Origin of the sequence: Pedococcus sp. 2YAF34 (genome assembly GCF_052114585.1) — a bacterium.
Classification (GTDB): Bacteria; Actinomycetota; Actinomycetes; order Actinomycetales; family Dermatophilaceae; genus Pedococcus.
On record NZ_JBFRFA010000025.1, the window covers coordinates 1 to 14,483 of the forward strand.

At 71.2% G+C, this 14,483-nt stretch carries 12 protein-coding genes; 11 read left to right on the forward strand and 1 reads right to left on the reverse strand.

The features are described 5' to 3' along the window. Positions 1-1,181 precede the first annotated feature (1,181 nt). The 4 genes from AB4Z02_RS13300 (at position 1,182) to AB4Z02_RS13315 (ending at position 6,352) form a co-directional block, all read left to right on the forward strand. Positions 1,182-1,523 (forward strand): hypothetical protein, encoded by a 342-nt coding sequence (locus tag AB4Z02_RS13300; protein WP_056881861.1) that lies wholly within the window; start codon positions 1,182-1,184, stop codon positions 1,521-1,523. 157 nt (positions 1,524-1,680) lie between these two features. After that, positions 1,681-3,801 carry a fibronectin type III domain-containing protein gene (locus tag AB4Z02_RS13305; protein WP_441971484.1) on the forward strand — a complete coding sequence of 707 codons (2,121 nt, stop codon included), beginning with the start codon at positions 1,681-1,683 and terminating at the stop codon, positions 3,799-3,801. 56 nt (positions 3,802-3,857) lie between these two features. Beyond that, positions 3,858-5,375 (forward strand): bifunctional UDP-N-acetylglucosamine diphosphorylase/glucosamine-1-phosphate N-acetyltransferase GlmU, encoded by a 1,518-nt coding sequence (gene glmU, locus AB4Z02_RS13310; protein WP_441971486.1) that lies wholly within the window; start codon positions 3,858-3,860, stop codon positions 5,373-5,375. Next, on the forward strand, positions 5,372-6,352 hold the full coding sequence (locus AB4Z02_RS13315) for a ribose-phosphate diphosphokinase (RefSeq protein ID WP_056881859.1): 981 nt from the start codon (positions 5,372-5,374) through the stop codon (positions 6,350-6,352). Before glmU ends, AB4Z02_RS13315 begins: the two co-directional genes overlap by 4 nt. A 56-nt stretch (positions 6,353-6,408) precedes the next feature. Here AB4Z02_RS13315 and AB4Z02_RS13320 read toward each other — a convergent pair whose 3' ends face one another. Beyond that, positions 6,409-6,960, reverse strand: a complete 552-nt coding sequence (locus tag AB4Z02_RS13320; RefSeq protein WP_441971488.1) for a CGNR zinc finger domain-containing protein — start codon at positions 6,958-6,960, stop codon at positions 6,409-6,411. 115 nt (positions 6,961-7,075) lie between these two features. Here AB4Z02_RS13320 and AB4Z02_RS13325 point away from each other — a divergent pair, with 115 nt between their 5' ends. From AB4Z02_RS13325 to cysN, 7 genes are all read left to right on the forward strand, one after another. Then, positions 7,076-8,050 carry an EamA family transporter gene (locus AB4Z02_RS13325; RefSeq protein WP_441971490.1) on the forward strand — a complete coding sequence of 325 codons (975 nt, stop codon included), beginning with the start codon at positions 7,076-7,078 and terminating at the stop codon, positions 8,048-8,050. Positions 8,051-8,183: 133 nt separating this feature from the next. After that, on the forward strand, positions 8,184-8,864 hold the full coding sequence (locus AB4Z02_RS13330) for a 50S ribosomal protein L25/general stress protein Ctc (RefSeq protein WP_441971492.1): 681 nt from the start codon (positions 8,184-8,186) through the stop codon (positions 8,862-8,864). 80 nt (positions 8,865-8,944) lie between these two features. Next, a complete protein-coding gene (gene pth / locus AB4Z02_RS13335) occupies positions 8,945-9,547 on the forward strand; it encodes an aminoacyl-tRNA hydrolase (RefSeq protein WP_441971493.1) in 603 nt (200 codons plus the stop codon). 253 nt (positions 9,548-9,800) lie between these two features. Beyond that, complete coding sequence (locus AB4Z02_RS13340; RefSeq protein WP_441971495.1) at positions 9,801-11,495, forward strand: sugar transferase; 1,695 nt, start codon at positions 9,801-9,803, stop codon at positions 11,493-11,495. Beyond that, complete coding sequence (locus AB4Z02_RS13345) at positions 11,495-12,307, forward strand: 3'(2'),5'-bisphosphate nucleotidase CysQ (RefSeq protein ID WP_056881853.1); 813 nt, start codon at positions 11,495-11,497, stop codon at positions 12,305-12,307. The genes AB4Z02_RS13340 and AB4Z02_RS13345 overlap by 1 nt, the downstream gene beginning before the upstream one ends. Then, positions 12,304-13,221: a sulfate adenylyltransferase subunit CysD gene (gene cysD, locus AB4Z02_RS13350; protein WP_056881852.1), complete on the forward strand. Its 918-nt coding sequence runs from the start codon at positions 12,304-12,306 to the stop codon at positions 13,219-13,221. Before AB4Z02_RS13345 ends, cysD begins: the two co-directional genes overlap by 4 nt. Position 13,222: 1 nt before the next feature. After that, positions 13,223-14,479: a sulfate adenylyltransferase subunit CysN gene (gene cysN / locus AB4Z02_RS13355; RefSeq protein ID WP_056881851.1), complete on the forward strand. Its 1,257-nt coding sequence runs from the start codon at positions 13,223-13,225 to the stop codon at positions 14,477-14,479. The last annotated feature ends 4 nt before the right edge of the window (positions 14,480-14,483 follow it).

Consider the following 14,483-nt stretch of genomic DNA (forward strand, 5'->3'; position numbering starts at 1 on the left):
CCCCGCGCTGCGGGCGGCGCTGGCGCGCCGTCCTCGCGCACCCCACCGCACCCCGGCATTTCCAGTGGCATCGCCGACGTTCGAAGAGAATTCAGAACCGCACTCAAGGAATGGCTGCCACCTAGGGGAAGGATCCATCGGGCGTCCGCTGCGCAGATGCGTGCAGCAACGTCCTTGAGCCCAGTGGCGTCTTCAAGTCGACATAGCCCTGGGCAGTCCGCAGGCTGGACTGACAGTTGCTGCCGCCCTTGACCACTCGCGTCGTCGCCGTCAGGGTCACCGTCTTCGCTGACTCCTCCACGACTACCCCAGCACTCTCGGAGCACGGGTCGCCGAGCGCATAATCGATGAACAGTCTGCGCCCGTCAGCATCCATTCCAATCAGGGTCCACCCCTCGCTGTGGGTGCCCGCCGCCATGCGAGCAGCTAGCGGAGCAGCAGGCACGGAACCACTCACGCTGGTCGTGGCGGTCAGCGGATCCGGTTCGCCCGATGGGACGGACGAGCACGAGGCAAGGAAGAAAGCCTCAGTGCAGATCAACGTTGCCGCCGCAAGCCGGCACCCGGCTGTGACCAGCTGCGGCCCCGCTGCCGCCTGCCCGGTCCCCATTCTCCGAGGATAGGGCGGAGGGCGGTCGAGACGTACATCTTTGGCTTCCTCCGAGCCGCCGACCCGGCGCGGCAGCATCCGGCACGCGCTCCGAGCCGGTCAAGCCCTCGCTCCCAGCCCGGTCCAAGTGCACACTCCGTGTGCCCCGCACCACCTTGGGTGCAGCAGAGGGCCCGACAGTCTCTCCGGCCTGCCTACTTGCTCCGCTATGGGTCGGTGGCTCTCCCTGGTCTACCGCAGGGCGTCCTTGCTAACAGATTTGCTAACCAACGGGTCTCCGACGGCGGACCCCGGCGGAATGAAATCCGTTCTCCTGAGCACGAATCAAAGACAACCGGAACCCAGAATCGGGGCCGGAGCGATCTTTGAATCAGGACAAGCGACGTAGGTTCGATTCCTACCCGGGGAGCCGAGCGAGCCGGCGCCCGACACCATCACTTCGCCGAGACCCTTGACGGGGCGGCTGCGGCTTCTCAGGATGGGAAGTGCCGTCGAGCAGTGTGCGGCCAGCGCGACTGCTCTGGCCCGGGGGCAGTCGGCTGGGTAGCTACTCGGGTGACCGGGAGCAGCCATGAGCACGACCCACTCCACCCCGCGTGACACGCCCGCGCACCCCGCGCCCGAACGCGCCGCCGACGGGACGACACCGCACCAGCCCGTCGAGCGGGCGCCGCTGAAGAACCTCACCGTCCGCGAGCTCCTGGGGCAGCTGACGCTGGTCGAGGACGAGCTGCGGGCGACGCCGTTCTGGATCAGCCCCGAGGGGAACCGCAGGGTCAACCCCGAGGTCGCCCAGCTGCTCGCCCGTCAGCGCGCCGTCGCCGAGCAGCTGCGCGCCAGGCGGGTCTCGTGGGCGTCGGCGGAGGGCAGTCGCCACCAGTCGGCGGCCTGGCCGCGGCCGCCCTGGGTGTGAGCCACCCGGGTGTGAGCCGACCGGGTGTGAGCCGACCGGGTACGTGCCGCCACCTCCACCACCTGGTGTAGTCCGCGCTCCCACGGAGGTCTGGACCGGTGGCCCGGCTCCAGGAGTCGAATGGTGCCCACACGCGGGTTCTCGAGAGGTGCCGGACATGAGGTCGACGACGTCGTCAAGGATGCGGCACCTGGCTGCCGGGGTGGTCATGGGCCTGCTCGTGGTCGCGCAGGGGCTGGTGGCGTCCACCAGTGCTGAGGCCGCCCTGCTGGACACCCCGGCGCGCACCTGGGGCGTGGGTCCGGCCGGCCCGACCGCGGCCACGGACGGGAGCCCGCGGGTCCTCGCGATCCTGCCGGTGGGCGACCGGATCGTGGTGGCGGGCACGTTCGACAGCGTCATCGACCCGGCGGGCAAGCTCTACCCGGCCAAGAACATCGCCGTCTTCTCCGCCAGTACTGGTGCCGCCGACCTGACCTTCGCCGGGTCCGCCAACAACACGGTGACGAGCCTGGCCACCGACGGCACGAGCACCGTGTACCTCGGCGGCACCTTCGGCACGGTCAACGGTGAGGTCCGCAAGGGGCTGGCCGCGCTCGACCTGAACGCCGGCGGGCAGCTCCTGGGGTGGGCGCCGGCGATCGTGGCCCCCGGGCAGGTCGACTCGCTCACCTATGCCGGCGGTGCGGTGTTCGCAGGGGGCAACTTCGCGGGCATCACGAGCACGGTCGCCGGCACGTCGGCCACCTCGCGCCCCTACCTCGCCAAGGTCGACGGGGTGACCGGAGCGGTGGCCGGCAGCTGGGTCCCCACCCCCAACGACCGGGTACGCAGCGTCACGCCTGCCGTGGACGGCACCGGCCGCCTCTTCGTCGGCGGCGACTTCACGACGGTCTCGGGGCGCGCCTCGACCAACAAGATCGCGGCCGTGGCGCAGGCGGGGACCGGTGCGCTCGACCCGACCTTCAAGGCCGTGGCGAACAACCAGAAGACCTACTCGCCGGTCTACGACCTCGTCTCCGACGGCACGCGCCTCTACTCGGCCGTCGGCGGCAGCGGCGGGGCGTGCACGGCCATGAGCGCCACCACGGGTGCCCTGGCGTGGAGCGACCGCAGCAACGGCAACCTGCAGTCGGTGCGCCTCTCCGGCGGCCTGCTGTACTGCGGCGGCCACTTCAGCGGCACCGGCTCCTTCGCGGGGCAGGCGCGCCAGAAGCTCGCAGCGGTGACCCCGGCGACGGGTGCCCTGACCGCCTTCGCCCCCAACATCAACAGCAGCCAGGGTGTCTGGGCCATGGCCTCGGACGCGACCCGCGTCTACATCGGCGGCGACTTCAGCTCGGTCTCGGGGACGCCCCAGCCGCACTTCGCCATGTTCATCGACTCCGCGGCCCAGACCGCGCCGCAGGCGCCGGCCGGGGTGGTCGCCGCCGGGGGTGACGCGGTGGTCCACCTGTCGTGGTCGCCGCCGTCGAGCGACGGAGGGTCGGCGCTGACGAAGTACCGCCTGTACCGGGCCACGACCCCCGGCGGGGAGAACCTCACCAAGACACCTCTGGCCAGCCTGTCGAAGACGACGCTGGCCTACGACGACCTCGCCGTGACCAACGGGACCACCTACTACTACGTGCTCGTCGCGACCAACGCGCTGGGGACCAGTCCGACCTCACCAGAGGTCGTCGCCAACCCGCACCAGGCTGTGGTCCTCACCGCCCCCGGTGCGCCGACGGGAGTGACGGCAGCCGCGGCACCCGGGTCGGTCAACGTGAGCTGGTCGCCCCCGGCGAGCACCGGCGGCACCTCGATCACGCAGTACCGCGTCTACCGCGGCACGACCGCCGGTGGTGAGGACCTCGCCACCCCCGTCGCGACGACGACGGGCACGACGGTCGACGTCCCGACCAGCACCGCGGGCCAGACGTACTGGTACGTCGTCACGGCGGTCAACGCGGTGGGCGAGGGGCCGGCCTCGGCCGAGGCGAGCGCGGTGTCCCAGGCCGGGGGGCCGGGGGAGTGCCAGATGTCGGGCAGCATCGACCCGACGGGGGCGCCGGTGCTCACGTGGACGATCCCCGCGGACGGCGGCTCGCCCATCACCAAGTACGTCGTCCTGCGCGACTCGGTGCGACTCGTCACCCTCTCGGCGACGCCGACCGGGCCCACGACCTACACGGACACGACGCTCACGCCGGGGTCCACCGGCGTCTACCAGGTCAAGGCCGTCAACGCCGTCGGCAGCGGCCCGCTGTCCTCGAAGGTGACGCTGACGGCTCCCTGAACGGCTCGGGCGGCCCGCGACGGCGAGCGTCGGGGCACCCGCGACCGGCGGGTAGCATGAGCCGACCGCCGCACCCGACCAGATCTCTGGAGCCCTCGCGCGTGAACGCCCCCCACGGCACTCCCGGACTCGCCGCCGTCATCGTCCTCGCCGCTGGTGAGGGCACCCGGATGAAGTCCTCCACCCCCAAGGTCCTGCACCGGATCGGCGGACGGACCCTCGTCGGCCACGCCATCGCCGCTGCCCGGGCCGCCGGCCCCGAGCACCTCGCCGTCGTCGTGCGCCACGAGCGCGACCTCGTCGCCGCCCACGTGGCCGAGGTCGACTCCGGCGCCGTCATCGCCGACCAGGACGACGTCAAGGGCACCGGCCGCGCCACCGAGTGCGCGCTCGCGGTGCTCCCCGAGCTCGAGGGCACCGTGCTGGTGACGTACGGCGACGTGCCCCTGCTCGCCGGCGACACCCTGCTCGCCCTGCTCGACGAGCACGTGCGCAGCAGCAGCGCGGTCACCGTCATCACCGCCCACCTCGACGACCCGACCGGGTACGGCAGGATCCTGCGCGACGCCGACGGTGGTGTGGCGGGCATCGTGGAGCAGAAGGACGCCAGCGACGAGCAGCGCGCCATCACCGAGATCAACTCCGGCATCTACGCCTTCGACGCCTCGGTCCTGCGCACCGCGCTCGACGAGGTCGGCACCGACAACGCCCAGGGCGAGAAGTACCTCACCGACGTGCTGGCCATCGCCCGCGAGGCCGGCGGACACGTCAGCGCCCACGTCGTCGACGACCTCTGGCAGACCGAGGGCGTCAACGACCGCGTGCAGCTCGCCCGCCTCGGCAAGGAGCTCAACCGCCGCACCACCGAGCGCTGGATGCGCGAGGGCGTGACCATCGTCGACCCCGACACCACGTGGATCGACTCCGACGTCACCCTCGGCCGCGACACCACGATCCTGCCCGGCACCCAGCTCCTGGGCGCGACGACGGTGGGCGCCGAGGCCGTGATCGGCCCGGACACGACCCTCACCGACACCGAGGTGGGTGACGGGGCCGAGGTCAAGCGCACCGAGGCGCTGCTGGCCGTCATCGGCGCCGGTGCGACGGTCGGGCCGTTCAGCTACCTGCGACCCGGCACCGAGCTCGGTGCGAAGGGCAAGGTCGGCGGCTTCGTCGAGACCAAGAACGCCAAGATCGCCGACGGCGCGAAGGTCCCGCACCTCACGTACGCCGGCGACGTCACCATCGGCGAGGGCGCCAACATCGGCGCCGGCACGATCTTCGCCAACTACGACGGCGTCGCCAAGCACCACACCACCGTCGGCAAGCACAGCTTCGTCGGTTCCAACTCGGTGCTCGTCGCACCCGTCACCGTGGCCGACGGGGCCTACGTCGGCGCCGGCTCGGCGGTGACCGAGGACGTGGAGCCCGGCCAGATCGCGGTGGCCCGCGGCCGCCAGCGCAACATCGACGGCTGGGTCGCCAGGGCCCGCGCCGGCACGAAGACCGCCGAGGCCGCCGCCGCGGCCCCGCGCCACACCGAAGACTCCACCGAAGGGCAGGGCCAGGCGTGACCGGCATCCTCAAGACCACCGAGAAGAACCTCATGGTCTTCTCGGGTCGCGCGCACCCGGAGCTCGCGCAGGAGGTCGCCGCGATGCTCAAGACCGAGCTCGTGCCGACCAGCGCCTACGACTTCGCCAACGGCGAGATCTACGTGCGCTACGAGGAGTCGGTGCGCGGGTCGGACGCCTTCGTCATCCAGAGCCACACCGCCCCGCTCAACGAGGCGATCATGGAGCAGCTCATCATGATCGACGCGCTCAAGCGCGCCTCGGCCAAGCGCATCACCGTGGTGCTGCCCTTCTACGGCTACGCCCGCCAGGACAAGAAGCACCGCGGTCGCGAGCCGATCTCGGCCCGCCTGATGGCCGACCTGTTCAAGACCGCCGGGGCCAACCGCCTCATGGCCGTCGACCTGCACACCGCGCAGATCCAGGGCTTCTTCGACGGCCCGGTCGACCACCTCATGGCGCTGCCGATCCTGTCGGAGTACGTGCGCGAGAAGTACGGCCACGAGCAGCTCGCGGTCGTCTCGCCGGACGCCGGCCGGATCAAGGTCGCCGAGCAGTGGTCCGAGCGGCTCGGCGGTGCACCGCTGGCGTTCATCCACAAGACCCGAGACATCAACCGGCCCAACGAGACCGTCGCCAACCGCGTCGTCGGTGAGGTCGAGGGCCGCATCTGCGTGCTGGTCGACGACATGATCGACACGGCCGGCACCATCACCAAGGCCGCCGACGCGCTCATGGCCGACGGAGCCGCCGGGGTGGTCATCGCCGCGACCCACGCGATCCTCTCGGGACCCGCGATCGACCGGCTCAAGGCGTGCACGGCCAGCGAGGTCATCGTCACCAACACGCTGCCGATCGACGAGGCGCACGACTTCGACAAGCTGACGACGCTGTCGATCGCTCCGCTCATCAGCCGGGCGATCCAGGAGGTCTTCGAGGACGGCTCGGTGACGAGCCTGTTCGACGGCCACGCCTGAGCACAGGGACGGCCACGCCTGAGCACAGGGACGGCCACGCCTGAGGCGAGGACGCCTCAGGCCGTGGCGGCCTTGCGGGCGCGGTAGGCGGCCACGTTGGTGCGGTTGCCGCAGCCCCCGTCGCAGTAGCGCTTCGAGCGGTTCTTCGACAGGTCGACCACGACGTCCTCGCAGTCCTCGGCGGCGCAGACGCCGAGCCGTCCGAGCTCGTCGGCCCGGATGACGTCCACCATCGCCATCGCGGCCTCCACCGCCATCCGCGTCGCCAGGGGTGCCTCCGGCGGCGTGGCGTGCAGGTGCCAGGACCACTCGTCGTGCCGCACGAGCTGGGGGAGTGCGCGGGCCTCGGCCAGCAGGGTGTTGACCACCTCCACGGCGCGGTCGGTGTCGGCGGTCCAGAGCTCGCGCAGCCGGGGCCGCAGCGCCCGTACGGCGTCGAGCTCGGCCTCGTCGTGCGCCCGGGAGCCCGTCCACTGCCACTCGCACGCGAACGTGTCGAGGTCGTCGGCGGTCGCCAGGTCGTCGGTGTCGGTGGGCAGGGTGGCGGCGGTGTTGACCAGTGCCGCCATGCCGCGCAGCGCTGTCTCGGTGTCATGGGCGAACAGCATCTTGACTCCTGACGAGGTAGGTCGCTAGCGTCATGAGTATAAGACGTTTGACTCATGACGAGCGCTTGGGGCGCCAGCTGCGGCGACGGCCCCCGGAAGAAGGACGAGGGCGGCCATGGTGACACGGTCCAAGGGGTTCGGCCTCTGGTTGGCGCTGGCCTCGGCGGCGACCTTCGGCAGCAGCGGCCCCTTCGCCAAGTCGCTGCTCGTCGAGGGCTGGAGCTCGGGCGCCATCGTCCTGCTGCGCGTCACCGGCGCCAGCCTCGTGCTCGCCGTGCCGGCGGTGCTCGCCCTGCGGGGTCGCTGGTCCCTGGTCCGCGAGCACCTCGCCACCGTCCTCGCGTACGGCGCCGTGGCCGTCGCCGGGTGCCAGGTCGCCTACTTCTACGCCGTGCAGCGGCTCGACGTCGGGGTCGCCCTGCTGCTCGAGTACCTCGGGGTGGTGCTCGTCGTGCTCGTCGTGTGGGTGCGCACCCGCCGCGCGCCGAGCGCGCTCACGGGGCTCGGCATCGTGCTCGCCCTCGTGGGGCTCGTGCTGGTGCTCGACCTCGGTGGTGCCGTCCGGCCGGACCTGGTCGGCGTCGCCTGGGGACTGGTCGCCGCCGCGGGCCTGGCCACCTTCTTCGTGCTCGCCGCTGAGGACAGCCACCTGCCGCCGGTCGCGCTGGCCGGGCTCGGCATGGGCGCCGGGGCCGTCGTGCTCGCCGTCCTCGGTCTGGTGCACGTGCTGCCCATGCACTTCGTCGCCACCGACGTCACGCTGCTGGGTGGCCAGGCACCCTGGTGGGCCGCGGTCGGCGAGCTCGCGCTCGTGGCCGCCGCGGCGGCATACCTGCTGGGCGTGACCGCTGCGCGGGTCCTGGGCTCGACGGTCGCCTCGTTCGTGGGCCTCACCGAGGTCCTGTTCGCGGTGCTCTTCGCGTGGCTGCTCCTCGGGGAGCTGCCCGGCCTCGTGCAGCTGCTCGGAGGTGTCGGCATCGTGGCCGGCGTCGTCGCCGTACGGCTCGGGGAGCTCCGGCGCGAGCGCGCCGACAGGGCGACCGCCGCGGCGGACGAGGCGGATTTCCCTCTGCCCTCGGGCGTCGCCTAGACTCTCGGGGTTGCCTCGGCGAGGGACACCGTACGGCGCAGGCCGACGAGTCCGTGATTCGACGCGGTGTGGTCTCCGTGCTGCGCCCCGCGTCGAGGCCCACCGCATCCTCGAGTTCCCACAGGAGTCCCCCGTGTCTGACCACGACCTCAAGCTCGTCGCCGAGAAGCGCACCCAGTTCGGCAAGGGTGCCGCGCGCAAGATCCGCCGCGACCACAAGATCCCCGCCGTCATGTACGGCCACGGCGCCGAGCCCGTGCACATCACGCTGCCCGGCCACGACACCATGATGGCGCTCAAGACCGCCAACGCCCTGCTCACCATCGTCGTCGACGGTGACGAGCAGCTGGCCCTGGCCAAGGACGTCCAGCGCGACCCGATCAAGCCGGTCATCGAGCACGTCGACCTCGTCATCGTCCGCAAGGGCGAGAAGGTCACCGTGGACGTGCCCGTGCACCTCGAGGGCGAGGCCGCCCCCGAGACGGTCGTCACCCTCGACGCCCAGACCCTGCAGCTCGAGGTCGAGGCCACCCACATCCCCGAGAACCTCGTCGTCTCCGTCGAGGGCCTCGAGGCCGGCACCCAGATCAAGGCGTCCGACGTCGAGCTGCCCCGCGGCGCCGCGCTGGTCGTCGACGAGGAGACCCTCGTCGTCAACGTCACCCAGCAGATCTCGCAGGAGGAGCTGGAGTCCGAGCTCGCCGAGGCCGAGGAAGAGGCCGGTATCGAGCGCGAGGAGTCCGAGGAGGCTGCCGAGGGCGGCGAGGCCGCGGAGTCCACCGAGGCTGCCGAGGGCGAGTCCGCGGAGGCCTGAGCCACCACGCACCGCACCACTGCTCCACACCGGAAGGCCGGGTCCACGACGGACCCGGCCTTCCGGCATACTTGCCGCCCGTGAGTGCAGACGGAACCTGGCTGGTCGTCGGGCTGGGCAACCCCGGTCCCAAGTACGCCGGGAACCGCCACAACGTCGGCGCCATGGTCGTCGACGAGCTCGCCTCGCGCGGCTCGACGTCGCTGACCACCCACAAGGCGCGGGCGCTGGCCGCCACGATGCGGATCGGCACGCTGCCGGGCGGCGCACCCGGGCCCCGGGCCGTGCTCGGCGTGCCGCTCTCGTACATGAACGAGTCCGGCGGACCCGTCAAGGCGCTGATGTCGTTCTTCTCCGTCGAGCCCGACCACCTCGTCGTGGTCCACGACGAGCTCGACATCCCGGCCGGCGACGTCCGCCTCAAGCAGGGCGGCGGCGAGGGCGGCCACAACGGCCTGCGGTCGATCAGCTCCTCGCTCGGCACCAAGGACTACATCCGGGTGCGGGTCGGCATCGGCCGGCCCCCGGGCCGCATGGACGCAGCCGACTTCGTGCTGCGCGACTTCTCCGCGACCGAGCGCAAGGAGCTGCCGTTCCTGCTCGGTGACGCCGCCGACGCCGCCGAGATGGTCGTCACCCACGGGCTGCTCGCCGCGCAGCAGCGCTTCCACAGCCCCGTCTGACGCGGCCGACAGCTCCCTCCGGCGCGGCCAGGAGCCCCGCTCGAGGCCCTCACCTGCAGCGCTGTGCTCTCCGCCGACCGTGTCTAGGCCGAAGACATGAGTGGTCTACGACGCAGGACGTAGTCCGCGTGTCCTGTCCTGACCTCCCTCTCCTCCTGTACCTGTCGCATCCCCTGCGCTGAAAGCATTTCGGTCAACCGGACGGTGAACGCAAGCCGAACGGTGGGGGACCAGCGCAGCACAGGGGAGCGACATGACGGATCTTGCAGGGTCGGACGGAGTTCCTTCGCCGCAGGCTGAGACCGCCCGCTCCGCGCAGGAGCCGTCGGCGGTCGAGGCGCCGGCCGAAGGCGTGGCCAGTGGGTCGGAGCTCCAGTCGGGGCTCGAGCCAGGACTGGAGCCGGGGCTCGAGGCAGGGCTCGAGCCAGAGCTGGACTCGGGGCTCGACTCGGGGCTCGAGTCAAGGGACGAGTCGACGCAGGACCCGGTGCCGGAGTCCGCCCTGGACTCGGTGGCCGGGATCGGCACCGAGGGTGCGCGGCGTCCGTGGCACGTGAGCTACACCCGCCACGCCATCGCCGTCGACGCCGTGGCTGCCCTGGTGGCCGGGGTGATCGGCTCCCTCGTGCCCGTGACCCGGTCCTCGGTCGAGACACGCGTGCTCGTCACCCTCGCCCTGCCCCTGCTCTACGTGCTGGCGGTGCTGCTGGCCCACGGCTACGAGCGGCGCTACCTCGGCACCACCGCCAACGAGTACCGCGCCGTGGTGCGGGCGGCACTGGGACTGGTCGGTACAGCCGCCGGGCTGTCGTGGATGTTGCAGGCCGAGTTCACCCGCGGTCTCGTGGTCACCGTGACGCCCGCCCTGCTCCTGCTCGGCCTCTCGGCGCGCCACCTCCTGCGGCGACGGCTCCTGGCACGGCGCATGGCCGGGCGGGACACGGCACGGACGCTGGTGATCGGTGACGTCCGCACCGTGGGCCCGATGATCCGCCAGCTGCGCCGCGCACAGGGCGCCGGGATGGAGGTCGTCGGGGCCTGCGTCTCCGGCATCGTCACCGGCACCGACCGCAGCAGCCTCGTCGAGGGTGTGCCGGTCTTCGGCTACCCCGAGGAGGCGATGGAGGCCATCTCGCTGCTGGAGGCGGAGGTCGTGGCGGTCTCCAGCGACCCGGAGCTGAGTGGCGCCGGCCTGCGCCGCCTCGCCTGGAGCCTCGAGGAGCGCAAGGTCGACCTCGTCATCGCCCCCGGCCTGTTCGAGGTGGCCGGTCCCCGCCTGAGCATCCGCCCGACAGCGGGTATGCCGCTGCTGCACGTCGAGCGGCCGGCGATGTCCGGGGCCCGCCGGGCGTGCAAGCGGGTGGTCGACGTCTGCGCGGCGAGCGCGTTCCTCCTGCTGACCTTCCCGCTGACCCTCGCCATCGCCCTCCTCATCCGGTGGGACTCCCCGGGGCCGGTGATCTTCCGCCAGACCCGGGTCGGGGCGAAGGGCAGGACGTTCAACATGCTCAAGTTCCGCACGATGTGCACCGACGCCGAGAAGAAGCGGGCCGAACTGCTCGCCTTCCAGGGCGCCGATGCGGGCAACGACATCCTCTTCAAGATGCGCCGCGACCCCAGGGTCACCCGCGTCGGTCGCGTCCTGCGGCGGTTCTCCGTCGACGAGGCGCCCCAGCTCGTCAACGTCCTGCGCGGCGAGATGTCGCTGGTGGGCCCGCGGCCACCGCTGCCGGAGGAGGTGGCCCGCTACGAGCCCGACGCGGCCCGCCGGCTCCACGTCCAGCCCGGGCTGACGGGGCTGTGGCAGGTCAGCGGCCGCAGCGACCTGCCGTGGGACGAGTCGCTGCGCCTGGACCTCTGGTACGTCGACAACTGGTCGCTCGTGCTCGACCTGCAGATCCTGACCCGCACCCTCCGAGCCGTCCTCAAGGGACAAGGGGCCTACTGATGACCGCACTGACCGACCACGGCGTGACCGCGCTGGCCGCGCTCGACGACCACCGGCTCGCGAGGGCCCTGGCCGACGCCGCCGGTGAGGTCCTGCTGGCCCTGCGCAGCCGCGCCGACGACGGGGTCGACCCCGCGCAGCTCAAGGCCGACGGTGACCGGCAGTCGCACCTGTTCCTCATGGACCAGCTGGCGGCCGCCCGGCCCGACGACGCGGTGCTCAGCGAGGAGGGCAAGGACGACCCGGTCCGCCTCCGCGCCGAGCGCGTCTGGATCATCGACCCGCTGGACGGCACCCGCGAGTTCGGCGAGGTGCCGCGCGACGACTGGGCCGTGCACGTCGCCCTCTGGGAGCGAGGCGACCTCGTCGCCGGTGCGGTCGCGCGTCCCGCTCGGGGAAGCACCCTGGCCACCGACGACCTGCCCGGGCCACCGGGCCCCGGCGTGCAGCCGTCCGGTCGGCTGCGCCTGGCTGTGAGCCGCAGCCGCCCGCCGGCCTTCGTGGCCCGGCTGGCCGAGCGCCTCGACGCCGAGCTGGTGCCCATGGGCTCGGCCGGCATCAAGGCCACCGCCGTCGTCGACGGCACCGTCGACGCGTACGTGCACGCAGGTGGCCAGTACGAGTGGGACTCCGCGGCCCCGGTGGCGGTGGCGCGGGCCGCGGGCCTGCACACGAGCCGGATCGACGGGTCGCCGCTCGAGTACAACCGCGAGGACCCGCTGCTGCCGGACCTCCTGATCTGCCGGCCCGAGGTGGCCGACCACCTGCTCACCGTCATCAGCGAGCTGAACAACGAGGGGAACTTGACGTGAACACCAGCACCGGCCCGGACTACCAGCTGAGCCAGCTCGACATCCTCGAGTCCGAGGCGATCCACATCATGCGTGAGGTCGTGTCGGAGTTCGAGCAGCCCGTCCTGCTGTTCTCGGGGGGCAAGGACTCGATCGTCATGCTGCGCCTGGCGCAGAAGGCCTTCTTCCCGGCGCGCATCCCGTTCCCGGTGCTGCACGTCGACACCGGCCACAACTTCGAGGAGGTGCTGGCCTTCCGCGACAAGCGCGTCAAGGAGCTCAGCCTGCAGCTCATCGTCGCCAGCGTGCAGGAGGCCGTCGACAACGGCCGGGTGTGCCTGCCCCCGGACGGCACCCGCAACCGGGTGCAGACGCCGGTCCTGCTCGAGGCGCTCGACAAGCACCAGTTCACCGCGATCTTCGGCGGCGCCCGGCGCGACGAGGACAAGGCCAGGGCCAAGGAGAGGATCTTCTCTTTCCGCGACGACTTCGGCCAGTGGGACCCCAAGAACCAGCGACCGGAGATCTGGAACCTCTACAACAGCCGGATCCACGCGGGGGAGAGCATCCGCGTCTTCCCGCTCTCCAACTGGACCGAGCTCGACATCTGGCACTACATCAAGCGCGAGCAGATCGAGCTGCCGTCCATCTACTACGCGCATGAGCGCGACGTGTTCGAGCGCCAGGGCATGCTCTACGCCGTCCACGAGCACAAGGCGCCCAAGCCCCACGAGCAGGTGTTCCGGGCCAAGGTGCGCTACCGCACCGTCGGCGACGCCAGCCTCACCGCTGCGGTCCTCTCGGACGCCGACACCATCGACAAGGTCATCGCCGACGTGGCGTCCACGCGGATCACCGAGCGCGGGGCCACCCGTGGCGACGACAAGTTCAGCGAAGCAGCCATGGAGGACCGCAAGCGTGAGGGGTATTTCTAAGATGGACATCCTGAGATTCGCCACTGCAGGGTCGGTGGACGACGGCAAGAGCACCCTCATCGGCAGGCTGCTGTACGACACCAAGACGGTGTTCAGCGACCAGATCGACGCCGTGGAGCGGGTGAGCCGCGAGCACGGGGACGAGCACGTCAACCTCGCGCTGCTCACCGACGGCCTGCGCGCAGAGCGCGAGCAGGGCATCACCATCGACGTCGCCTACCGCTACTTCGCCACGCCCAAGCGGAAGTTCATCATCGCCGACACCCCGGGCCACGTGCAGTACACGCGCAACATGGTGACCGGGGCCTCGACGGCCGACCTCGCCCTCGTCCTCGTCGACGCCCGCAAGGGCGTCCTGGAGCAGAGCCGGCGCCACGCGTTCCTCGCCACCCTGCTGCAGGTGCCGCACATCGTCCTGTGCGTCAACAAGATGGACCTCGTCGACTACTCGCAGGAGGTCTACGACGAGATCAACGCCGACTTCACCGCGTTCGCCGCCAAGCTGCGGGTGCCGGACCTGACGATCATCCCGATGTCCGCCCTCGCCGGCGACAACGTCGTGACGAGGTCGACGAACATGCCCTGGTACGAGGGTGGCAGCCTTCTGCACCACCTCGAGAGCGTGCACGTCGCCAGCGACCGCAACCTCATCGACGTGCGCTTCCCGGTGCAGTACGTCATCCGCCCGCAGTCCGACGACTGGCACGACTACCGCGGCTACGCGGGCCAGGTCGCCGGTGGGGTGCTGCGCAAGGGCGACGAGGTCATGGTGCTGCCCTCCGGATTCACCAGCCGGATCAAGTCGGTCGAGACGGCCGACGGCGAGGTGGACGAGGCGTTCCCGCCGATGTCCGTCACGGTCCGGCTCGAGGACGACATCGACGTCTCGCGCGGTGACATGATCTGCCGCCCGACCAACATGCCGACGGCCTCCCAGGACATCGACGCGATGGTCTGCTGGATGGACGAGACGGCGCCGCTGCGGGTCGGTGGGAAGTACCACATCAAGCACACGACGCGGACGGCACGCACCATCGTCAAGGGCCTGAGCTACCGGCTCGACGTCAACACCCTCCACCGTGACGAGGAGGCGCAGACGTTGGGGCTCAACGACATCGGCCGTATCCAGCTGCGCACCACCCAGCCACTCATGTGCGACGCCTACGGCCGCAACCGGACCACCGGCGGGTTCATCCTCGTCGACGAGGCCACCAACCGGACCGTCGCCGCCGGCATGATCTCCGAACCCGCGATGTAGGAGT

Excerpts from the sequence above, each read along its gene's own strand:
- AB4Z02_RS13300 (WP_056881861.1), top strand. The coding sequence starts at position 1,182 with ATGAGCACGACCCACTCCACCCCGCGTGACACGCCCGCGCACCCCGCG.
- AB4Z02_RS13305 (WP_441971484.1), top strand. The coding sequence starts at position 1,681 with ATGAGGTCGACGACGTCGTCAAGGATGCGGCACCTGGCTGCCGGGGTG.
- glmU (WP_441971486.1), top strand. The coding sequence starts at position 3,858 with ATGAGCCGACCGCCGCACCCGACCAGATCTCTGGAGCCCTCGCGCGTG.
- AB4Z02_RS13320 (WP_441971488.1), bottom strand. The coding sequence starts at position 6,960 with ATGCTGTTCGCCCATGACACCGAGACAGCGCTGCGCGGCATGGCGGCA.
- AB4Z02_RS13325 (WP_441971490.1), top strand. The coding sequence starts at position 7,076 with ATGGTGACACGGTCCAAGGGGTTCGGCCTCTGGTTGGCGCTGGCCTCG.
- AB4Z02_RS13340 (WP_441971495.1), top strand. The coding sequence starts at position 9,801 with ATGACGGATCTTGCAGGGTCGGACGGAGTTCCTTCGCCGCAGGCTGAG.
- AB4Z02_RS13345 (WP_056881853.1), top strand. The coding sequence starts at position 11,495 with ATGACCGCACTGACCGACCACGGCGTGACCGCGCTGGCCGCGCTCGAC.
- cysN (WP_056881851.1), top strand. The coding sequence starts at position 13,223 with ATGGACATCCTGAGATTCGCCACTGCAGGGTCGGTGGACGACGGCAAG.